This is a genomic window from Pusillimonas caeni, from assembly GCF_003545815.1.
In the GTDB taxonomy this organism is placed as follows: Bacteria; Pseudomonadota; Gammaproteobacteria; order Burkholderiales; family Burkholderiaceae_B; genus Pusillimonas; species Pusillimonas caeni.
Map to the genome: position 1 here is coordinate 141,793 of NZ_PDUW01000008.1, position 20,368 is coordinate 162,160.

At 65.5% G+C, this 20,368-nt stretch carries 17 protein-coding genes; 5 read left to right on the forward strand and 12 right to left on the reverse strand.

Going from position 1 to position 20,368, the window contains the following annotated elements:
• Positions 1 to 17: 17 nt before the first annotated feature.
• Complete coding sequence (gene tsaD, locus CSC67_RS17015) at positions 18 to 1,067, reverse strand: tRNA (adenosine(37)-N6)-threonylcarbamoyltransferase complex transferase subunit TsaD (protein WP_118995711.1); 1,050 nt, start codon at positions 1,065 to 1,067, stop codon at positions 18 to 20.
• Between the two features lie 102 nt (positions 1,068 to 1,169).
• Between tsaD and CSC67_RS17020 the strand changes: the two genes are divergently transcribed.
• Positions 1,170 to 2,468 carry an NCS2 family permease gene (locus CSC67_RS17020; protein ID WP_118995645.1) on the forward strand — a complete coding sequence of 433 codons (1,299 nt, stop codon included), beginning with the start codon at positions 1,170 to 1,172 and terminating at the stop codon, positions 2,466 to 2,468.
• Here CSC67_RS17020 and CSC67_RS17025 read toward each other — a convergent pair.
• Genes CSC67_RS17025 through CSC67_RS17040 form a run of 4 tightly spaced genes read right to left on the reverse strand, consistent with a single transcriptional unit; the run spans position 2,456 to position 8,656 of the window.
• A complete protein-coding gene (locus tag CSC67_RS17025) occupies positions 2,456 to 3,958 on the reverse strand; it encodes an efflux transporter outer membrane subunit (protein WP_280813832.1) in 1,503 nt (500 codons plus the stop codon). The genes CSC67_RS17020 and CSC67_RS17025 overlap by 13 nt on opposite strands.
• On the reverse strand, positions 3,955 to 7,053 hold the full coding sequence (locus CSC67_RS17030) for a MexW/MexI family multidrug efflux RND transporter permease subunit (protein WP_118995647.1): 3,099 nt from the start codon (positions 7,051 to 7,053) through the stop codon (positions 3,955 to 3,957). Before CSC67_RS17030 ends, CSC67_RS17025 begins: the two co-directional genes overlap by 4 nt.
• Positions 7,050 to 8,156 (reverse strand): efflux RND transporter periplasmic adaptor subunit, encoded by a 1,107-nt coding sequence (locus CSC67_RS17035; RefSeq protein WP_118995648.1) that lies wholly within the window; start codon positions 8,154 to 8,156, stop codon positions 7,050 to 7,052. The genes CSC67_RS17030 and CSC67_RS17035 overlap by 4 nt, the downstream gene beginning before the upstream one ends.
• Positions 8,153 to 8,656, reverse strand: coding sequence for a DoxX family protein (locus CSC67_RS17040; protein ID WP_280813835.1), 504 nt, complete (start codon positions 8,654 to 8,656; stop codon positions 8,153 to 8,155). The genes CSC67_RS17035 and CSC67_RS17040 overlap by 4 nt, the downstream gene beginning before the upstream one ends.
• 68 nt (positions 8,657 to 8,724) lie before the next feature.
• Here CSC67_RS17040 and soxR point away from each other — a divergent pair, with 68 nt between their 5' ends.
• A complete protein-coding gene (soxR, locus tag CSC67_RS17045) occupies positions 8,725 to 9,186 on the forward strand; it encodes a redox-sensitive transcriptional activator SoxR (RefSeq protein ID WP_118995649.1) in 462 nt (153 codons plus the stop codon).
• 120 nt (positions 9,187 to 9,306) lie between these two features.
• A complete protein-coding gene (gene trxA, locus CSC67_RS17050; protein ID WP_118995650.1) occupies positions 9,307 to 9,684 on the forward strand; it encodes a thioredoxin in 378 nt (125 codons plus the stop codon).
• Positions 9,685 to 9,696: 12 nt separating this feature from the next.
• On the opposite strand, the gene CSC67_RS17055 is transcribed toward trxA, so the two are convergent.
• The 7 genes from CSC67_RS17055 to CSC67_RS17085 all read right to left on the reverse strand — a co-directional run bounded on the left by CSC67_RS17055 (position 9,697) and on the right by CSC67_RS17085 (position 18,579).
• A complete protein-coding gene (locus CSC67_RS17055; protein WP_118995651.1) occupies positions 9,697 to 10,290 on the reverse strand; it encodes an IMPACT family protein in 594 nt (197 codons plus the stop codon).
• A gap of 35 nt (positions 10,291 to 10,325) precedes the next feature.
• On the reverse strand, positions 10,326 to 11,927 hold the full coding sequence (locus CSC67_RS17060) for an ABC-F family ATPase (protein WP_118995652.1): 1,602 nt from the start codon (positions 11,925 to 11,927) through the stop codon (positions 10,326 to 10,328).
• Between the two features lie 160 nt (positions 11,928 to 12,087).
• On the reverse strand, positions 12,088 to 14,346 hold the full coding sequence (locus CSC67_RS17065) for a prolyl oligopeptidase family serine peptidase (RefSeq protein ID WP_118995653.1): 2,259 nt from the start codon (positions 14,344 to 14,346) through the stop codon (positions 12,088 to 12,090).
• Between the two features lie 137 nt (positions 14,347 to 14,483).
• Entirely contained in the window at positions 14,484 to 15,395 is a 912-nt protein-coding gene (locus CSC67_RS17070) for an LD-carboxypeptidase (protein ID WP_118995654.1), read from the reverse strand.
• Positions 15,396 to 15,584: 189 nt separating this feature from the next.
• Positions 15,585 to 16,100: a tRNA adenosine(34) deaminase TadA gene (tadA, locus tag CSC67_RS17075; protein WP_118995713.1), complete on the reverse strand. Its 516-nt coding sequence runs from the start codon at positions 16,098 to 16,100 to the stop codon at positions 15,585 to 15,587.
• A 76-nt stretch (positions 16,101 to 16,176) separates the two neighbouring features.
• On the reverse strand, positions 16,177 to 17,025 hold the full coding sequence (locus CSC67_RS17080) for a haloacid dehalogenase-like hydrolase (RefSeq protein WP_118995655.1): 849 nt from the start codon (positions 17,023 to 17,025) through the stop codon (positions 16,177 to 16,179).
• A 39-nt stretch (positions 17,026 to 17,064) separates the two neighbouring features.
• Positions 17,065 to 18,579, reverse strand: coding sequence for an NAD(P)H-hydrate dehydratase (locus CSC67_RS17085; RefSeq protein ID WP_118995656.1), 1,515 nt, complete (start codon positions 18,577 to 18,579; stop codon positions 17,065 to 17,067).
• A 102-nt stretch (positions 18,580 to 18,681) separates the two neighbouring features.
• Here CSC67_RS17085 and CSC67_RS17090 point away from each other — a divergent pair, with 102 nt between their 5' ends.
• Together CSC67_RS17090 and CSC67_RS17095 are read left to right on the forward strand one after the other, a co-directional pair.
• Positions 18,682 to 19,608, forward strand: coding sequence for an ABC transporter ATP-binding protein (locus CSC67_RS17090; protein WP_118995657.1), 927 nt, complete (start codon positions 18,682 to 18,684; stop codon positions 19,606 to 19,608).
• Positions 19,605 to 20,366 carry an ABC transporter permease gene (locus CSC67_RS17095; RefSeq protein WP_118995658.1) on the forward strand — a complete coding sequence of 254 codons (762 nt, stop codon included), beginning with the start codon at positions 19,605 to 19,607 and terminating at the stop codon, positions 20,364 to 20,366. Before CSC67_RS17090 ends, CSC67_RS17095 begins: the two co-directional genes overlap by 4 nt.
• Positions 20,367 to 20,368 lie beyond the last annotated feature (2 nt).

Consider the following 20,368-nt stretch of genomic DNA (forward strand, 5'->3'; position numbering starts at 1 on the left):
TGCCTTCCCTGCCCCGATCAGGCCAATGCGGGCGCGGACTGCTCGTGAAGATCCCAGCGAGGGCGCACGGTAAATGCGTGGCCGCGGTCGGTCAGGTCGACCAGCCCGGCCTGTACGCGCTGGGCGGCGGCAAATGCAATCATGGCGCCGTTGTCGGTGCATAAATCCAGGGGCGGAAAAAAGACCTCGCCGCCCAGTTTCTTCATCTCGTCGACCAGGCGCTGGCGCAGCAGCCGATTGGCGCCCACGCCTCCGGCCACCACTAGGCGCTTCAATCCGCTGCGCTTCATGGCCTTGATGGCCTTGCCGCCCAGCACGTCCACAATGGCGGCCTCGGTGGCGGCGGCAAGATCGGCCCGCTGGCTTTCGGTCAGGCCGCCGGGCTGGCCCTCGAGGGCCTTCAGGCGTGTCAGCACAGCCGTCTTCAAGCCGCTGAAACTGAAGTCCAGATCGGCGCTGTGCAGCATGGGACGAGGCAGGTCGAACGCGGCCGCATCGCCCTGCTGAGCCAGGCGGGACAGTTCGGGCCCGCCCGGGTAGCCCAGCCCCAGCAGTTTGGCGGATTTGTCGAAGGCCTCGCCGGCCGCGTCGTCCAGCGTCTCGCCCAGCAACTCGTAGCGCCCCACGCCTTCCACCTTCATCAATTGCGTGTGTCCGCCGGACACCAGCAGCGCCACGAAGGGAAAGGACGGCGCGGGCGCGGCCAGCAAGGGAGAAAGCAGATGGCCTTCGAGGTGATGGACCGGAATGGCGGGAAGCCCCAGGGCCCAGGCCATGGATTGGGCCACACTGGCCCCCACCAGCAGCGCGCCGGCCAGGCCGGGACCCGCCGTATAGGCGATCGCATCGACGTCCTCGAGCGTAAGGCCGGCGGCATCCAGCGCCTGCCGGGTCAGGGGCAGCACACGCTGGATATGGTCGCGCGACGCCAGTTCGGGCACCACGCCGCCATAGTCGCGATGCATCGCGACCTGGCTGTGCAGGCTGTGGGCCAGCAGGCCGCGCTCGGTGCAAACCAGCGCCACGCCGGTTTCGTCGCAGGAACTCTCGTAACCAAGAATAATCATGATGTGCAAATGTACATCTGGGCAGAAAACAGTCTTAGAATGCTGGCTGTCGGACCAGAATCAATAAGTCATAAAACCATACCGCTTTTTGGGGATGAGCCAATGCTAGAAAAACTTTTCAAGCTGAACGAACACAATACGAATGCCCGCACTGAAATATTGGCCGGGATAACCACCTTCCTGACGATGTCGTACATTATCTTCGTCAACCCGGCCATTTTGTCGACCACGGGCATGGAGCACAGCGCCGTGTTCGTCGCCACCTGCCTGGCCGCCGCCCTGGGTACGCTGATCATGGCCTTCGTGGCCAACTGGCCGATCGGCATGGCCCCCGGCATGGGCCTGAACGCCTTCTTTGCCTTCACGGTAGTGGGCGCCATGGGCTTTACCTGGCAGCAGGCCCTGGGAGCGGTGTTCATTTCCGGCGTGATCTTCGTCATTTTAACCGTTACCGGCATTCGCTCGTGGCTGATAGAAGGCATACCCAAATCGCTGCGCTCGGCCATTGCCGCGGGTATCGGCCTGTTTCTGGCCATCATCGCCCTGGGGCCCAACGGGGCCGGCATCGTGGTCGCCAACGAAGCCACCATCGTCGGGCTGGGCGACCTGACCGCCACCCCGACCCTCTTTGCCATTCTGGGCTTCTTCATCATCGCGGCCCTGGATGCGCTCAAGGTGCGCGGCGCGATCCTGATCGGCATTCTGGTCATAACCATACTGTCGATGCTGACCGGCAACAACGAGTTCCACGGCATATTCTCGGCGCCCCCCAGCCTGGCTCCCACCTTCCTGCAACTGGACATCATGGGCGCCCTGCACATGGGCATCGTCCACGTCATCCTGGTGCTGGTGCTGGTCGAGGTCTTTGATGCCACCGGCACCATGATAGGCGTGGCCAAGCGCGCCAACCTGCTGCCCGAAGGCAAGCCCAACCGCCTGGGCCGCGCGCTGCTGGCCGACTCCACCGCCATCGTCGGCGGCTCGCTGCTGGGCACCAGCAGCACCACGGCCTATATCGAAAGCGCCTCCGGCGTCCAGGCCGGGGGCCGCACCGGCCTCACCGCCCTGACCGTGGCCGTGCTGTTCCTGCTGGCACTGCTGTTCTCGCCGCTGGCCCAGTCGGTGCCCGGCTATGCCACCGCGCCCGCGCTGCTGTATGTGGCCGGCCTCATGCTGCGCGAAGTCGGCGAAATCGACTGGAACGACATCACCGAAGCCACCCCGGCGGCCATCGCGGCGCTGGTCATGCCTTTCACCTACTCCATCGCCAACGGCCTGGCCTTCGGCTTCATCAGCTATGTGGTGCTCAAGGCCATCACGGGCCGCTTCCGCCAGATCCATCTCGCAACCCTGATCGTGGCGGTGCTTTTCGTGATCAAGTACGCTTTCTATCCGGAATAAAGCTCCAGACCAAGCCGCCCCCCTCCGGGGGGACGGCCCTTGCCCGGCGAGGCGGAGTCCCGCCCCGCGCTTCCCGCACCGCAGCTCAAGGCCTTGCACAAGGCGACGACCTGGATCTGGGAAGCCGTCTCCGCAAGCGCGATCTGCTGCCGCAACTGGAAAAGCGCGCGCTGGTTCTCCAGCACCGCCTGGTAGGAGCCCGACCCGGCGCGGTATCGCTTCTCGGCAATCTCGAGCGCCGCGCCGGCATGCCGGGCCGAACCCAGCAGCGCGGCCAGGCGCTGCTGCGCTTCGGCCAATTGGGTGACGGCATTCTCCACCTCTTCCTGAGCGTGCAGCAGTACCTGTTCGTAGCGGGCCAGCGCCCCCTCGGACAGGGCTTGCGCGCCGCGCAGCCGCGCGCGGGCATTGCCCCAGCGCAGGGCGGGCCAGGTAATGCCCGGCGTCAGCTCGAAGGCGCGGGAGGCAGCTGCGCCCAGGTCGCCGTCGCGCAACACAAAGAATCCGACGAAGCCGCCGAGGCTGAGCCTCGGATAGAGATCGGCTGTGGCAGCGCCCACGTCTTCGACACTGGCCGCCAGCAACCGTTCGGCCCGCCTGACGTCCGGACGACTGCGGATCAGGCGGTCGGCGCCGGCCAGGGACAGCCGCTTGACCAGCGGCACGGCCGTCGCAGCGCCGACATTGGCCCGCACGGCTCCGGGGCGCCGGCCGGCCAGCACGCCGAGGCGGTAGCGCGTCCGCTGCAAGGCCGCCCTGAGCGGCGGAATGGCGGCCTCGCTACGCAGCAGGTTGGAGCGGGCGTTCTGCACTTCTTCCGGCAGGCCCGCGCCGCCTCGCGACAGGGCCTGGGCGAGCGCCAGGGTTTCCCGCCAGCTGGCCTCCTCCTGTTCGGCGGCGGCCAGCTGCCGCCGCAAGCCTTGCGCCTCGAACCAGAGTCGCGCCACGTCCGCCGCGACGCTGAGCCGCATCAGGTCCAGCTCGGCCCCGCTGGCCTCAGCGCGGGCCGTCGCCGCCTCGCGCAGGCGATCCAGGCGGCCGAACAGGTCGATCTCCCATTGCATGTCGAAGCCCGCGCGAAAAGATTCGGCCAGGCTTCTAACCGGTTCCGCGCCGGCTCCCGGCCGCTGCTGAATGCCACGTGAATAGCGGCCGTCGGCGGTGGCGCCGGGCAGGCGGTCGAGCCGCCGCTCGTCAGAAACGGCGCGCGCCGCCAGCAGGTTGGCGCGCGCATGACGGACATCGTGATTGTGAGCCAGGGCCGCCTCGACCCAATACGTCAGGCCCTCGTCCTCGAACAGGCGCCACCAATCGGCCGGCACCGCCTCCCCCCCCTGGGCGTCGAACTGCGCGGCCTGGGGGCTGGCCAGCTCGATGACGGTGGGCTCGGGCTCGACGTACCTCGGACCGACTGCGCAACCGGCGAGGATCGCCGCCGCGCCGAGCGTCCACGCATAGCGCACGCAGGATTTCATGGATGTGCTTCTCATGCCGCGGCCCCTTCTTTCTCGGCGCGTTCCATCTCGGCCAGCTGAACGTCCCGCGCGCTTTGCACACGATGGTCGCGCGCCAGCCAGGTATAGACGGTGGGCAGTATGAACAAGGTGAACAGCGTGCCCACCAGCATGCCGCAGACAATCACCGCTCCCAGGCCGAAACGGCTGTTCGCGCCGGCGCCGCTCGCGAACAGCAGGGGCACCACGCCGAAGGCCATCGCCCCGGTGGTCATCAGCACGGGGCGCAGCCTGAGCTGAGCGGCGCGGACGATCGCCTCGGCAGGCGCCAGGCGTTCCCGCGCCTGCAGTTCGTTGGCGAACTCGACCATCAGGATGCCGTGTTTGCTGATCAGCCCGATCAGCGTCACCAGGCCGATCTGCGTATAGATATTGAGCGTGGCCCAGCCCGCCGCCAGCGGAAGCAGCGCTCCGCAGACCGACAAGGGCACGGTGATCAAGATGATAAGGGGATCGACCAGGCTCTCGTATTGGGCGGCCAGCACCAGATAGATCACTACCAGCGCCGCTAGGAAGGCGGACACCAGCGCGTTGCCCTCCTGCACGTACTGGCGCGACTCGGACTGCCAGTCATGGCTGAAGCCCGGAGGCAACTCGGCGACGGCCTGTTCCAGGAAAGCCACTGCTTGGCCCAGCGTCACCCCGGGCCCCGGAATCGCCTGCAGTGTCGCGGCGTTCTGCTGGTCGAACTGCTTCAGGCGATTGGGCTCGACCTGCATCTCCAGCCGCGCCACGGCCGAGAGCGGGACCAGCGCGCCGTCCCCGGTACGCACGTACTGCCGCTCGAGCGCCTGTGGCGTGAGCCGCTGATCGCGTACGCTTTGCGGGACCACGTCGTAGGAACGGCCGAAGAGCGCAAAGCGGTTGATGTAGTTTTCGCCCACCAGCACTCCCAGCGAGTCGCCGATGTCCTGCATGCGGATGCCCAGGCTGCCCGCCTTGGCGCGGTCGATGCGCACCTGCACCACGGGGCTGTCGTACTCCAGGTCGCTGTCCACCACGGCGAACAGGCCGCTCTGACGGGCCTGATGCTTCAGCTCTTCCATGGCTTCGTACAACACCGGGTAATCCTGCGCGCTGCGCAGCACCAGTTGCACCGGCAGGCCGCCGCTGCCGCCGGGCAGCGGCGGCAACTGGAACACGAAGATGCTGCTGCCCTCGACCTCGCCGACGGCGCCCTGCAGATCGGCGACGATCCGCGGCTCCTTGCGGACCCGCTCGCTCCAGTCGGAGAGGTTGACGCCGCCGAAGCTGGCTGACGGGCCGTCGATGCCGTTGATGATCCAAGTGCCGATCGATTCGGGAATGGCCGCCATCGCTCGATGCAGTTCATCGGCGAAGCGTTCCGCATAATCGAGGCTGGCATGCTGCGGCGACTTGATCGCGGTCATTACCGCGGCCTGATCTTCGGACGGAGCCAGTTCGCGCTGCGGCATCTGATAGAGGAAGGGCAGGCTCAGGCAGACCAGCAAGGCCAGGCCGCCGCTGAACCGGCGGTGCCGCAGGGAGGCGCGCAGCGCGCGCCCGTAGCGGCGCGCGAGACTGCCGAAGACATGTTCGGCCTGCGCCGCCATGCGGCCGCCGCCCCTGCCGCCTCCGGGTTTCAGCAGCAATGAACTCATTACCGGGGAGAGCGTCAAGGCCACCACACCGGAGACCAGCACCGCGCCGGCGAGCGTCAGGGCGAATTCGCGGAACAGCGCGCCGGTCAACCCACCCATCAAGCCAATGGGGGCATAGACGGCCGCCAGCGCGAGCGTCATCGCAATCACGGGACCGGCGATCTCGCGGGCGCCGACCAGCGCCGCCGCCACGGGGGACTTGCCGTCCTCGATATGGCGATGCACGTTTTCGACCACCACGATGGCGTCGTCCACCACCAGCCCGATCGCCAGCACCATCGCCAGCAACGTCAGAAGATTGATACTGAACCCGAAGGCCAGCATCAGCGCCGCCGCGCCCAGCATCGACAAGGGAATCGCCAGCACGGGGATGAGCACGCTGCGCAACGAGCCCAGGCACAGCCAGATCACCAGCACCACGATCAGCACGGCCTCCAGCAGCGTCTTCATCACTTCGTCGATCGAAGCCTCGATGAAGCGCGCACGCTCATACACCATGTCCACCTTCACGCCGGGCGGCAGCGTCTTGCCGATGTCCGGCAGCAGGCGGCGGATGCCGTCCACGATGACGAGTGGATTGCCCTCGGGCGTGGGATAGAAGGAAAGATAGACGGCCGGCCGGCCGTCCATCCGGCCGCTGGTCTGCGTCGCGGCGGCGCCCAGTTCCACGGTGCCGACATCGCGCAGGCGAACCAGGCCGTGGCCGTCGTTGCGGATGACGAGGTCGCGGAACTCTTCCACACTCACCAGATCCGTATTCACCCGCAAGTTGGAAATCACGTACTGTCCGCGCACCTGGCCCGCGGCGGCCTGGTAGTTGTTGCTCTGTACCGCCTCCGCCACGTCCGACGCGGTCAGGCCTCGTCCCGCCAGACGCTCGGCATCCAGCCACAGGCGCATTGCCAGGCGTTGGCCGCCGTCTACTTGCACCTTGGCCACGCCGTCGATGCCGGAGAACAATGGCTCGACGACGCGCGCGAGATAGTCCGTCAGCTCGGGGACCGACAGGCTTCCGGTCGAGAAGCCGACATAAGCCACGGCGGTCGAATCGCCGGCCGACAACTCGATCACCGGATCATAGGCCCGTTCCGGAAGCCTGAATCGCACTTGATCGACCTTGGCCATGGCTTCGGTCAACGCCTGGGTCGAGTCGCGGTTCAGCTCCATGCGTAGCGTGACCAGGCTGCGGCCCTGCATCGACGAAGACACGAGATAGTCGATGCCCTCGACCGAAGACACCGCCTGCGTGATCGGCTGGGTCACGAAGCCCTGCATCAGCTCCGCCGAAGCGCCGGGGTACTCGGTGCTTACCGTGATGGTCGAGGTTTCCAGCGCGGGATACTGCCGGATGGGCAATTCGCCCAGCGCGAACAATCCCAGCAGCACGATCAGGCAGCTCACCACCAGCGCCAGCACCGGCCGGCGCACGAAGACATCGGTGAACCTCATGCTGTGCTCCCCCGTGCCTGGCCGGCATCCGGCGTTTCTTCGCTCAGGGCATCGCTTGCGGCCGGCTCCAGCGCCATGCCGTCGGCAAGTTTGATCTGTCCCGACACCACTACCCGCTCGCCCTCCTCGAGGCCCGAAACAATCTCCACCCGTCCGTCCCAGCGCTCGCCCGTCTTGACCGCCACGCGCCGCGCCTTCAGGCCCTGCCGCCCATCCGATTCCGCCACGAATACCATCTGTCCGTAGCTGGCGTAGGTCACGGCGGTCTCCGGCACCGCCAGTACGGAGGGGGACTGCTCGCGCAGCAGGCGGATGCCGGCGAACATGCCCGCTTGCAGCAGGCCTTCCACATTCGATAAGCGGGCCTGGACCCTCAACTGGCGCGACTTGTCTATCAGCGGATCGATCGCCGCGACCTGTGCGACGAAGCTGCGCTGCGGCCAGGCGTCCACCTTCACCTCCAGAGGCTGGCCGGGATGCAGCCGGGACGCTGCTCCTTCATCCAGCGCAAAGTTCACATGGAGCGTGCCGGCATCGACGAGGCTGGCGATGGTTTCACCCGCACGAAGGTAATGGCCTTCGTGCACGCGGCGGATCCCGATCACGCCGCTGAACGGCGCCGTAATCGCCTTCTGCGCGATCATTGCTTCAATGCCTTGCAATGCGCCGCGCGCCATGTCTCGCGTCGCGAGGGCGTTGTCGAGTTGCTCTTGGTTCGCCACCTTGTCGGCCAGAAGCCGCCGGGTCCGCGCCAAGGCCGCCTCGGCGTTGCGCAGTTGCGCGCGCAGGCGCAGGCGCTCGGCCTGTTCGGGCGCATCGTCGACCTGCACCAGCAACTGGCCTTTGGCGACCTGCTGGCCCGATTCGAAGACGATCCGCGCAATGCGACCGGACGCCTCGGAGGCGAGCTCGACCTGGCGGACGGCTTCCAGTTCGCCGACGCCATGCAAGGCGCGCGGCGCAGCGGCGCGCTCCACCGTCGCCAACGCCACCTTGGCGGCCAGCCAGCCGCCGTCTTCGGCGCCGGGCGTGCACGCCGCCAGCATTACGGCGCAGACCGCCGACGCGGCTGCCAGGCCGCGCACTACTGTGGACCGGTTCATGCGTTCTCCTCCCTCGCCCGCGCGGCGCGCAGCCGGCGTCGCGCGCGGCTGGCGACGGCCGCCGCCGTCAGGCCTCCGATCACCGTGATGTGCTCCAGCGCCCAAAACATCGCCTGCTTCGCCAGCGGCTCGGGCAAGGCCCAGAAGCGATGCACGACCAAGATGGTCAGCAGCAGGAACAGCGCCAATGCGCCGGCGCCGGCCCACAGCACGCGGTCCAGCACCAGCAGCGCGGAGCCGCCGATCAGCACCACCGCAGTGGCGATGTTGAACAGCCCCGCCGGCTCCAGACCCGCCGCGCGCATCTCGGCCAGCCCTCCCTGGAAGTCGATGAGCTTGGCCAGCCCGGAAGAAAGAAAGACCACCGCCAGAAGAAGGCGGGCAGTGATCCACAGCCAGCGGCTGTCCAGTACGTCGTCGATGAGATTGTGCATATGAGTCCATTCGTGATGAGCGGCCGCAAGGCGTTCGCCGCGCAGCCGCAGGGTTTGCCAGGACATGGCAACCGCGGTTGCCAAATGTGGCACGGCGGACTATAAAACCTCAAGTTAAGTTGAGGTCAATAGCCATGGCACAAGAAAAAACGATTGATTTCACCCGCTCGCTCACCGTCGGGGAAGTGGCCCAACGCAGCGGCGTCCCTGTATCGACCATCCATTTCTATGAATCCAAGGGGCTCATTGCCAGTACCCGCAGCACTGGCAACCAGCGGCGCTTCCCCTCGGTGGTGCTGCGCTACATCGCCGTGATCAAGGTGGCGCAGCGCACGGGCATCCCACTGGATGAAATCAAGGAAGCGCTGGGGCGCTATCCGGCGGGCAGCAAGCTTACGGCGGCACAATGGCGGGAACTGTCCTCGCGCTGGCGGCAAAGCCTGGAGGAACGCATCCGCACGCTCACTCAGCTGCGCGACAAGCTCGACGGCTGCATCGGCTGCGGCTGCCTGTCGCTGGAAGAATGCCCGCTGCGCAACCCCCAGGACGTCTTGGGCCGGCAAGGCCCGGGACCGAGGATTCTGGAACAGTCCTGACGCCCCGAACGGGCCCCAGGTCCTGTCGCTCCATGGCAAAAAAACGGTACACTGGTATCGAACGCAGCATTCTTGAAACTGGCGGCCTTTGATAGGCCGCTTTTTTATTCTGGATATCTCATGAGCACTATCGAACTTACCAAGGACACCTTCCAGGAAGCCATCCAGAGCGACAAGCCCCTGATCATCGATTTCTGGGCGCCCTGGTGCGGCCCCTGCCGCACTTTCGCGCCGGTCTTCGAAAAGGCGGCGGAACAGCACGAAGACGTGACTTTCGCCAAGATCAACACCGAGGAACAAGACGAGCTGGCCGCGGCCATGCGCATTCGCTCCATTCCCACGTTGATGGTGTTTCGCGAGCGCGTCATGCTGTTCAATCAGGCAGGCGCGCTATCGGCCGGACAGCTCGAAGAACTGATCACGCAGGTCAAGGCCTTGGACATGGCTCAGGTACACGCGGAAATCGCCCAGCAGGAAAACCAGGGCAATCAGCAGTAAAGCATCCTCGGCTTATCGGCCCTCGTCGATGCGGGCGTCGCCCCGCCCCCGCGTCAGATCGACGAAAAGCGCCATGAAGGCGTCGACCTGTTCGCTGGGCAGCGCCAGGCGCCAGCTTACGCCTTCGGCATCGAATGTTTCGCCCGCGACGGCGGCGTCGAAAGACGGGAATTTCGACTGCACCAGCGCCATGTCGCCGAACGGGCAGCGGCAGACCAGCACCGTGCGCGGCACGATGGGCGTCTTTGAGCCCAGCCTCAGGCACTGCGCCGCCGCGCCTCCATAGGCGCGCACCAGGCCTCCCGAACCCAGCTTGATGCCGCCGAACCAGCGTATCACCAGCACCACCGCCCGATCGCACTGCTGGCCGTCTATGGCCTGCAATATGGGACGGCCGGCCGTGCCTCCGGGCTCTCCGTCGTCATTGAAGCGATAGGCGTCCCCGACGCGATACGCCCAGCAATTATGAGTGGCCGAAGCCACGCTGTGCGTGGCGATGAAGTCCAGGGCCTCGTCGGCCGAAGCGGCCGGCCCCGCCATGGCGAGAAACCGGCTCTTCTTGATTTCTTCTTCGTGCGTGTGGAGGCCGTCAAGCGTGTAGAGCATGACCGAAAGGCCTGTGCGCTTAGGGCCTGCTGGCCCTAGCTGGCGATGCCCCGCGATGCGAGGTAGTCGTCGTAGTTGCCCTGGTAGTCGATGATCTCGCCGGTGGGCAGGATCTCGATCACGCGCGTGGCCAGGCCCGATACGAACTGCCGGTCGTGCGAGACGAAGAACAGCGTGCCCTCGTATTTTTCGAGCGCATACTGCAAGGACTCGATCGACTCCATGTCGAGGTGGTTGGTGGGTTCGTCCAGCAGCATGACGTTGTGGCGGCCCAGCATCAGGCGCCCGAAGGTCATGCGGTTTTTCTCGCCGCCCGAAAGCACCTTGACCGGCTTGACGATGTCGTCGGCCGAAAACAGCAGGCGGCCCAGCACCGCGCGGATGGCCTGGTCGTCGTCGCCGGGCTGGCGGTAATCGTCCATCCAGTCGAACAGATTGCTGTCGGACTGGAACTGGTCGGAGACGTCCTGCGCCATATAGCCCAGGTCGGCGCTTTCAGACCATTTGATGCTGCCCGTGTCGGGCTGCAGGTCGCCCGCCAGCATGCGCAGCAAGGTGGTCTTGCCCACGCCGTTGGCGCCGATGATGGCCACTTTTTCGCCCGCTTCGATCATCGCCGAGAACGAGCCGATGACCGGCTGATCGTAGGCCTTGCTGATCTTCTCGGCGGTGACGGCCAGACGATGCATCACTTTATTCTGCTCGAACCGTATGTAGGGGTTCTGCCTTGAAGAAGGCTTGACCTCGATCGTGTCGGCCTTGATGCGGTCGATCTGCTTCAGGCGCGACGTGGCCTGGCGCGACTTGGACTTGTTGGCCGCGAAGCGGCGCACGAAGTCCTGCAGTTCGGCCACGCGCTCTTTCGCCTTGGCGTTGACGGCGCTGATTCGCTCGCGCGCCTGGGCCGCCGCCAGCATGTAGTCGTCATAGTTGCCCGGATAGACGCGCAGCTCGCGGTAGTCCAAGTCGGCCATGTGGGTGCACACCTCGTTGAGAAAGTGGCGGTCGTGGCTGATGATGATCATCGTGCTGTCGTAGCCGTTGAGCACGTCTTCGAGCCAGCGGATGGTGTTGATGTCCAGGTTGTTGGTGGGTTCGTCCAGCAGCAGCACGTCCGGGTTCGAGAACAGCGCCTGGGCCAGCAGCACGCGCAGCTTCCAGCCCGGGGCGATCTCGCGCATGGGCAGCTGGTGCTGTTCGGTGGGAATCTCCAGGCCCAGCAGCAGCTCGCCGGCGCGCGCCTCGGCGGTGTAGCCGTCATACTCGGCGAACTTGGCCTCCAGGTCGGCCGCGCGCATATAGTCTTCTTCGCTGGCATCGGGGTTGGCGTAGATCGCGTCGCGCTCGGTCATGGCCTGCCACATTTCCTCGTGGCCCATCAGCACCACATCGAGCACGCGCACGTCCTCGTAGGCGAACTGGTCCTGGCGCAGCTTGCCCAGCCGCACGCCGGGCTCCAGCGACACGTTGCCGGCAGAGGGCTCGAGATCGCCGCCTATGATCTTCATGAAGGTGGACTTGCCCGAGCCGTTGGCGCCGATCAGGCCATAGCGGTTGCCATCGCCGAACTTGACGCTGACGTTTTCAAAAAGCGGCTTGGGGCCGAACTGGATGGTGAGATTTGCGGTGGAAATCAATTGAAGCCGTATTAATGTGAGGAATTCTGGCGCTACGCCGTGGGCCGCTTGCGGCCGAACGCCTGCGCCAAATGAAAGATGGGCCGGGACGGCCCATCGTACAGATGCAAAGAGCTAGTGTATCAAGTTTGGCCTCGCGGGCGGCCGCTGCCGCGGCGTGCTAGTTGCCCGAACCGGCGTAAGGCGTCCCCGTGTGGTAGAAGAATGCGGTCCATAGATAGGTCAGGACGGTCTGCCAGTTTCGGTTCAGGCTGTGCCCGTCCTTGGGAAAGGCATAAAGCAGGTAGGGGTTCGTGCCCGTGGCGATGTTTTGCAGCGCCGCGGCGAACTTGTAGCTATGGGCGGGCATCACGCGCCCATCCGACTTGCCCGTGAAAACGTAGGTGGGCGGATACGCCAGTGGCTTCACGTTGTGCAACGGCGAAAACTGCATCATGTTCTCGAATTCTGCCTGCCTGGTGGTTTGGCCGTAGTCGCCGTGCCAGCCAAAGCCCGATGTGAACTTATCGTAGCGCACCAGATCCAGCACGCCGACCGTGGGAAAGACGACACTGAAGAGATCGGGCCGCTGAAGCGCCACGGCGGCGGTGGTCAGCCCCCCGTTGGACTCGCCCTGAAGGGCCAGTTTGCCGGGGCGGGTCAGGCCTTGATCGATAAGGTGCTGAGCCACCGCAATGACGTCGTCATAAGTGTTCTGCTTGTTCAACAAGCGGCCTGCATCATGCCAGGCGGAGCCGAATTCATTTCCGCCGCGCACCTGCGCCACGGCATAAATGCCCCCGTTTTCAAGCAAGGGAATGGCCTTTTCCTGGAATCCGGGCGTCAGGGCGACACCGAAGCCGCCGTACACGTAGATGAGCGTGGGCGCCTCGCCGGACGCCTCGAGGCCTTTCTTGTGCGCGATGTAGACGGGCACCTGGGCCCCGTCGGCGCCGGTCGCGATCAGGCGGCGCATCTCGTAGAGGCTCGGATCATAGCCTTCGTAGCGTCGCGCCGGCCCCCGGGTGGCCACGTTTGTGGCGGGGTCGTAGCTGAAGTCGATTCTCGGCTGGGCCAGCGTCGAGAACCAGTAATTCAGTATGTCCCGGCCGTCCAGCTCGGAGCAGTACATGCCTGAAACCGCGCCCATGCCGGGCAGCGGAATTTCGCGGGCGCCGGCCGCGCTGTAATGGAACAGCCTGCTGCTGCCGTGGTCCAGATGCTCGGCGTAGTAATCGCTGCCGCAGACCATGATCTCGTTGACGTACACCGTTTCGCCCGCCGTGCTGCGCGGCAGGATTTCACGCCAGTTGCCGGGCGAGGGGTCGGCCGGGTCCACTTCGATCAAGCGCTTCGACGCGGCGCCTTGCGTGGTATCGAACAGCAGCTTGGCGGGGTCTTCGGCGCTTGGGCCCAGGAAGTTGAAACTTTGCGGGTCCGCGCCTGCGTCGAGGAAAACGTGCGCGCCCTGCTCCGGGCGGGCCGGATCAAGACGCAGCTGGGCAGACTGCATATCGGTCAAGACAGTGATGTAGAGCTGGCCCTGATGCAGGGCCGTACCCGCGATCTGGTCGAACTCCTGACCCTGGAACCACACCTGGCGCCCGCCCCCTGTAAAAGGCTGGTAGTACAGGGATTGGAATGTATGCGGGGAAACATGCGGATCCTCGGTGCCGCTCGGGGAGGAATAAATTACCCCGTCGCCATACAGAGTGAATTCGCTGGAAAAGACATGCGGTATGCGCAACAGCGGCTGCGTGGGCTCCATCAGGTCGATGACATGCAGCTCTGCCAGATCCGCGAAATTGCGCTCCATGGCGTAAACCATGTATTTACCGTCGGGCGACACCTGATGATTGACTAAGCGGATGTCGTCGTCCGGATCGGTGCGGAAATCGTCCACGTTGACCAGGACCTTGCTTTGATCCACGGCGTCGGGGCCGGATGCGACATAGATGATGTTGTCGGCCGAAACGAAACGGACGGAGGCTGCCGGGATACGCTTGTGATTGCGTTCCTGCTGGACTTGAAGCTGGTAGTAGAAGTGGCCGTCCACGCCTTGCACCCCTTGCACGCGCCGGGTGCTTTCTTCTTGCTGCACGCTCAGCGACTGCATGGCCGCAGCCTTGCGCGGCGCTGCGAACCACGGTGCAATGCGCCGGGCGATGGCGTCGTAATCGGGCAGCGCCTTGATGTAGTCGGCCGTGAACCGGTTTTGCGCCTGCACCCAGTTGTCGGTCTTCTGGCTTCGAATGTCTTCGAGCCAGCGATACGGGTCGGCCACCGTACGGTTGAAATAGGTATCGCTGTCGGAACCGGCGGCCGTTTCAGGATAGGCCAGCTCGGGAGCCGGGGGTTCGCTGTGCTTGCCCGAGCCGCCGTCGCAGCCGGCCAGCGCCAGAAGAGCAGTCAACGCCAAGGTGAAACGACATCCGAGCATCGAAGGCTCCCGAGTGAAAGATGGCGTATTCTATGTCATATTGATACATAATGTTTGATTATTTATCGTCGTTTTCTGCCCAGGACGCCAACAAAAAAAGCCCGCTCGCGGCGGGCCGGCATCTGCGCTTTTCAATGCTAGTCGTGCTCGTGCAGCAGCAGGTAGGCCATGCCGCCTTCGGTGGCGATGCCCACCCGCCGGCCCACCGGCAGCGTGGCCTTGACCTTCACGTGGCCGTACGGCAGGCCCGTCACCACGGGCACCTTCACGTTCTGCCGCAGCCAGGCCACGACCGCATCCAGGTCGTAGCCGTTGTCGTTCTTGCCCAGGCGGTATTCGGTGAATCGCCCCAGCACGATCGCTTTCTGCTTTGCCAGCACCCCCGCGTGCAGCAGTTGCGACAGCATGCGCTCGATGCGGAACGGATGCTCGTTGACGTCTTCCAGGAAAAGAATGCCGCCGCGCAGGCGAGGCAGGAACGGCGTGCCGACCAGCGAGGCCACCATGGCCAGGTTGCCGCCCCACAGCACGCCCCGCGCATCGACCGGATCCGAGCCGGGCGCCTCGAAACTGAGGATCTCGAGCTCGCCCCGCAGCGTCTCGGTGAACAGGGCCGCCGTCAGGTCGTCCATCTTGGCGGCGCCGAAATCGAATACGGCCGTGGGGCCCGCCAGACTCTCGGCTCCGGTGCGGGCCAGCAGCGCCAGATTGAACACGGTGAAGTCGCTCTGGCCGATGAAGAGCTTGCCGCTTTCCGCCACCGCGTTCCAATCGATGCGATGCAGGAGGCGGCTGAGGCCATAGCCGCCCCGCGTGGCCATGACGACGGGATGCTTCTGCTTGAGCGCGCGCGTTATGGCCGCCAATCGCTGCGCATCGGTGCCGGCGAAGCGCTCGTGCACCGCCAGGGCCGTGCGGTCGAGGGCCGTCTTGAAGCCCAGGCCGGCAAGCCGCTCGCGAGCCAGGTCCACGGCGGCCGGATCGGGCACCGCGCCCGACGGGGAAATCAGATAAATGCCCTTGGGAGAAGCATGATGCGCATGTGCCATGGATGGTCGGTCTTGATAGCGAGGTGATGAAATGGGAAAGCGGCCGCCGCAGCGCGGATGCCGCGGCGGCCTGCAGCGCAACGATTGCGCAGGCGTAAGTATAGAGGAGACGAAAAGCATGACGCATGCATGCCGCGGCAATAAGGGGCGGAGGCGCTCGAGCGGAAATCGGGCGCGCCTTGCGATGCGTCAGCCTTGTGTACGCGCCTGTTTGGCGGCCTGGCGCCGCGTCCGGAAAAACCCGCGCAGCAGCTCGCCGCATTCCTGCGCCAGCAAGCCGCCCTCGACCCGGGTCTGGTGATTCAGCTGCGCGATGGCGGGCACGTTGAGCACACTGTGGCAGGCGCCCGTCTTGGGGTCGGCCGCGCCATATACCACGCGGGCCAGGCGCGCGTGCAGTATGGCGCCGACGCACATGGCGCAGGGCTCGAGCGTGACGAAGAGGCTGGCCTCGGGCAGGCGGTAGTTGCCCAGCGCCTGCGCTGCCTGCCTCAGGGCTACGATCTCGGCATGGCCGGTGGGGTCATGCCCGCTGATGGTGCGATTGAAGCCGGCGCCTATCACCCTGCCCGCGGCGTCGAGCACCACGGCGCCCACGGGCACCTCGCCCAGGGCCTCGGCCTGAGCCGCCTGCTCCAGCGCAAGCCGCATGGCGTCGGCGTCGTCTGCATTGAACGGCTCGACAGGCGTTTCGCTGCCAGGCACCGCATCGGCGGACGCCGTCCCGGCCGTGCCATGATGCCCGGCCGCCTTGGCGGACGCCTCGTCCGGTCGGTCGCGCTCAGCCGCCATAAATGCGCGCATTGAGCGAGATGCGCCCGGCCAGGCTTTCCACCGCCTCTTCCAGCCATTGGTAGAGCTCGGCCTCTTCGTCGTAGCGGGCCTGGTTCAGGTTGGAGACCCGCCCTTCCTGGATGAAGCCCCAGGCGCGGCTGCGCTTGTCGCGGTGGCGCGGATCCCACACGCCGAAGGCCACGCCGCCCGAGCGCCGTATGAGCGAGAAGCAGGGGATGTCGGTGTAGCCGTCGCCCACGAAGATCATCTGCTGGAAGGGCACGCGCAGCTTGTCCTGCTCCACCTTCTTGTTGACCTCGAAGGGCTTGTTGCGCGAGGCCGCGCCGACGATGCCTTTCTGGATGTGGAAGAGATAGCGCGTCTTGTCGGTGAAGCTGACGATGCGCTTTGGAAAGAGAATGCCGCCCTGCTCGTCGTAGATGAACTCCGACGCCCAGATGTCCGTGAATTCGTGGGCGATGGCGGTGTGCCTCACCACGTCGCCGATGCCGCTGGAAATCAGGTAGAACTCCAGCTGCACCTGCGGATGGTTCTTGCGCACCACCTCGCGCAGGCGGTTGAACAGCGTCTGCACGCCGTCGTGCAGCGGCAGCCGACTGCCCCATTCTTCGAGCCGCTGGCGTGTGATGGGGCCATGGCGTCCGCCGCGCGACAGCTCGATGAGCTTGTACAGATAGGCCGGCACCGGATCCCAATCGTGCTCGGCCAGCAGCGGACCGACCTCCTGCGACCAGAAATGGGCCGCGTCGACCCCCATGTCGGTCAGCAGACCGGACGTGCTGTCGGGCGCCAGGGTGTCGTCAAAGTCGAAGATTAAAGCGATTACGTCGGACATGTAGGACCTCGGGCGGCGCGGGCCGTCCACCGGCCCGCACTACGTTGGAACCGCAAGTGTAACGCCTGGCGTGGAGGGATAGGCCTTGAGCCGGCGCAGTACACGCGGCAGCATGGCGGGCAAGTCTTCGGACACCAGGCCGGGGCCGAACTGGCGCGCCGCCTCGCCATGCAGCCAGGCGCCGGCGCTGGCGGCCAGGAAAGGCGCCATGCCCTGCGCCATGAGGCCCGCGATGAAGCCGGTCAGCACGTCGCCCGTTCCACCCGTGGCGAGCGTGGCCGGCGCATTGCTGTTGATGACGGCCCGCCCGTCGGGCGACGCAATGACGGTGTCGGCGCCTTTCAGCAGCACCACCGCCCCGCTTTGGCGGGCGGCCTGCCGCGCGCGCTCTAGCTTGCTGCCATGGCCCGCGAACAGCCGGCTGTATTCGCCTTCGTGCGGCGTCAGCACGCAAGGCCCCTTGATGGCCGAAAACAGGGCGTGCGGGGCGGGGCCGAAAGAAGTGATGGCATCGGCGTCCAGCACCACCCCCCTGCCCGTGTCGAGCGCAGCCAATACGTGCTGGCGGGTCGCTTCGGACACGCCCGCGCCCGGGCCCACGACCAGCACGTTCTTGCGCGCATCGGCCAGGATGTCGTTGAGGTTGCTGGCGTCGTCGAGCGGCTGCACCATGACGCTGGTCAGCGCGGCCGCATACACCGGCCACACGGGCGCGGGCGCGGCCACCGTGACCAGTCCGGCGCCGGCGCGCGCCGCCGCCATGGCCGAGAGACGCGCCGCGCCGGTCATGATCTCGCCGCCCACCACCAGCACGTGGCCGCGCGCGTACTTATGGTCGTCGGCACGCGGCCAGGGGAACATGTCGCGCCACAGCGCCGGCTCGTTCTCGAAGGCGATTTCGTCCATGCCCTCGACCACCTGCGGCGGAATACCGATGTCGGCCAGCGTGATCTGCCCGCACAACTGCCGGCCGGGCAACAGCACGTGCCCCGGTTTCTTGCGAAAGAAGGTGACCGTATGCCGGGCGGGCACGGCCATGCCCAATACCTGTCCGGTGGCGCCGTCCAGCCCGCTGGGCACGTCCACGGCACAGACCGGAAGGCCGCGATGCGCCACCTCGCGCAGCACTTCCAGCGCCGGTCCTTCGATGGGACGCGCCAGGCCCGCGCCGAACAAGGCGTCCACGATCACGCTTGCACCGTCCAACAGGCCGGCATCGAAAGGTTCGATTGCATCGCCCCACAGGGCGGCGTGATGAGCGGCATCGGGTGTAAGGCTGTCGGCCGAACCGAGCAGGCCAAGGCGCACCGGCCAGCCCCAGGCTCGCAGGTGGCGGGCGGCCACGAAGCCGTCTCCGCCGTTGTTGCCGGGGCCGCACAAGACGGCCACCGGCCCCATGGGCCAATGGCGCCGCACTGTCGCCGCCACGGCCAGGCCGGCGGCTTCCATCAGATCGGCGCCGCGCGCACCGGCGGCGATGGCCGCCTCGTCGGCGGCCGACATTTGCTCGGGTGTCAACAGGACGGAGTGGCTCGCATCCGCGCGGTTGCTCATGCTTTCTTCCCTTACTGCGATTAACACTAAAGACGGAGTGTGTACCAAGGTTAAATGATAAGCTGCCCCACAGAGAGTGAAACATCGTAAACGGACGTCACCATGCCCGCGGTCATTTCAGTATCCAAGCTTTGCAAATCCTACGCCTCGGGGTTCCAGGCCCTGAAAGACATCGACCTGGACATACAGCAGGGCGAGATCTTCGCTCTGCTGGGGCCCAACGGCGCGGGCAAGACGACACTCATCAGCATCATCTGCGGGCTGGTCATGCCCACCAGCGGCCACGTCACCGCGGCCGGCTACGACATCATCACCCAATACCGCCAGGCCCGCTCCCATATCGGCCTGGTGCCGCAAGAGCTCACCACCGACGCCTTCGAATCGGTGTGGGACACCGTAAGCTTCAGCCGCGGCCTGTTCGGCAAGCCGCCCAATCCGGCCCACATCGAAAAAGTGTTGCGCTCTCTTTCTTTGTGGGACAAGAAGAGCAACAAGCTCATGACGCTGTCCGGCGGCATGAAGCGCAGGGTGCTCATCGCCAAGGCGCTGTCCCATGAGCCCGACATTCTCTTCCTGGACGAGCCCACCGCCGGGGTGGACGTGGAACTGCGCAAAGACATGTGGGAGCTGGTGCGCTCGCTGCGCGCCATGGGCGTGACCATCATTCTTACCACCCACTACATCGAAGAGGCCGAAGAGATGGCCGATCGGGTCGGCGTCATCCGCAACGGGCGCATCATCCTGGTGGAGGAAAAGCACCGGCTGATGCGCCAACTGGGCAAGAAACAGCTTTCCCTGCAGCTTGCCCAGCCGCTGGCCCGGGTTCCGGCAGCGCTGCAAGCCTACGAGCTGCGGCTTTCCGAAGACGGCCACGAGCTCGTCTACACTTACGACTCCAGCCGCCAGGACCGCGACATCGCCACCTTGCTGAACGACCTGCAGCAGGCCGGCGTAAGGTTCAGCGACCTCCAGACCCGGCAAAGCTCGCTGGAAGACATCTTCGTCAGCCTCGTCAAGGACGCCGCATGAACCTGCATGCCATACGCGCTATTTATCTGTTCGAAATGGCCCGCAGCTGGCGGACGCTGTCGCAAAGTCTGCTTGCCCCGGTGATTTCCACCTCTTTGTACTTCGTCGTATTCGGCGCCGCCATCGGCAACCGCATCAACGAGGTGCAGGGCGTCAGCTATGGGGCCTTCATCGTGCCCGGCCTGATCATGCTGTCGCTGCTGATGCAAAGCGTCACCAACGCCTCGTTCGGCATTTATTTTCCGCGCTTCACCGGCACCATATACGAGATTCTTTCAGCGCCGCTGTCGTACATGGAGATCACCTTCGCCTATGTCGCGGCGGCAGCCACGAAGTCCATCATACTGGGCCTGATCATCCTGGCCACGGCCACCCTGTTCGTGCCGCTGCATATCGACCATCCCGTCTGGATGCTGCTGTTCCTGGTGCTCACCGCCCTCACCTTCAGCCTGTTCGGCTTCATCATCGGCATCTGGGCCGACGGCTTCGAGAAGCTGCAGCTGGTGCCGCTGCTTATCATTACCCCCTTGACCTTTCTGGGCGGCAGCTTCTATTCCATCGACATGCTGCCGCCGTTCTGGCAGACGGTAACGCTGTTCAATCCGGTGGTGTATCTGGTCAGCGGCTTTCGCTGGAGCTTTTACAGCATCGCCGACGTGCACGTGGGCATCAGCCTGGGCATGACCGTGGTCTTCCTGGCGCTGTGCCTGGGCGTGGTCGCATGGATGTTCAAGACCGGCTATCGGCTCAAGGCCTGAGC

Excerpts from the sequence above, each read along its gene's own strand:
- CSC67_RS17080 (WP_118995655.1), bottom strand. The coding sequence starts at position 17,025 with ATGTCCGACGTAATCGCTTTAATCTTCGACTTTGACGACACCCTGGCG.
- trxA (WP_118995650.1), top strand. The coding sequence starts at position 9,307 with ATGAGCACTATCGAACTTACCAAGGACACCTTCCAGGAAGCCATCCAG.
- tsaD (WP_118995711.1), bottom strand. The coding sequence starts at position 1,067 with ATGATTATTCTTGGTTACGAGAGTTCCTGCGACGAAACCGGCGTGGCG.
- CSC67_RS17025 (WP_280813832.1), bottom strand. The coding sequence starts at position 3,958 with ATGAGAAGCACATCCATGAAATCCTGCGTGCGCTATGCGTGGACGCTC.
- CSC67_RS17090 (WP_118995657.1), top strand. The coding sequence starts at position 18,682 with ATGCCCGCGGTCATTTCAGTATCCAAGCTTTGCAAATCCTACGCCTCG.
- CSC67_RS17035 (WP_118995648.1), bottom strand. The coding sequence starts at position 8,156 with ATGAACCGGTCCACAGTAGTGCGCGGCCTGGCAGCCGCGTCGGCGGTC.
- CSC67_RS17020 (WP_118995645.1), top strand. The coding sequence starts at position 1,170 with ATGCTAGAAAAACTTTTCAAGCTGAACGAACACAATACGAATGCCCGC.
- CSC67_RS17040 (WP_280813835.1), bottom strand. The coding sequence starts at position 8,656 with ATGTCCTGGCAAACCCTGCGGCTGCGCGGCGAACGCCTTGCGGCCGCT.
- CSC67_RS17065 (WP_118995653.1), bottom strand. The coding sequence starts at position 14,346 with ATGCTCGGATGTCGTTTCACCTTGGCGTTGACTGCTCTTCTGGCGCTG.
- CSC67_RS17095 (WP_118995658.1), top strand. The coding sequence starts at position 19,605 with ATGAACCTGCATGCCATACGCGCTATTTATCTGTTCGAAATGGCCCGC.
- CSC67_RS17085 (WP_118995656.1), bottom strand. The coding sequence starts at position 18,579 with ATGAGCAACCGCGCGGATGCGAGCCACTCCGTCCTGTTGACACCCGAG.
- CSC67_RS17055 (WP_118995651.1), bottom strand. The coding sequence starts at position 10,290 with ATGCTCTACACGCTTGACGGCCTCCACACGCACGAAGAAGAAATCAAG.
- soxR (WP_118995649.1), top strand. The coding sequence starts at position 8,725 with ATGGCACAAGAAAAAACGATTGATTTCACCCGCTCGCTCACCGTCGGG.
- CSC67_RS17030 (WP_118995647.1), bottom strand. The coding sequence starts at position 7,053 with ATGAGGTTCACCGATGTCTTCGTGCGCCGGCCGGTGCTGGCGCTGGTG.
- CSC67_RS17070 (WP_118995654.1), bottom strand. The coding sequence starts at position 15,395 with ATGGCACATGCGCATCATGCTTCTCCCAAGGGCATTTATCTGATTTCC.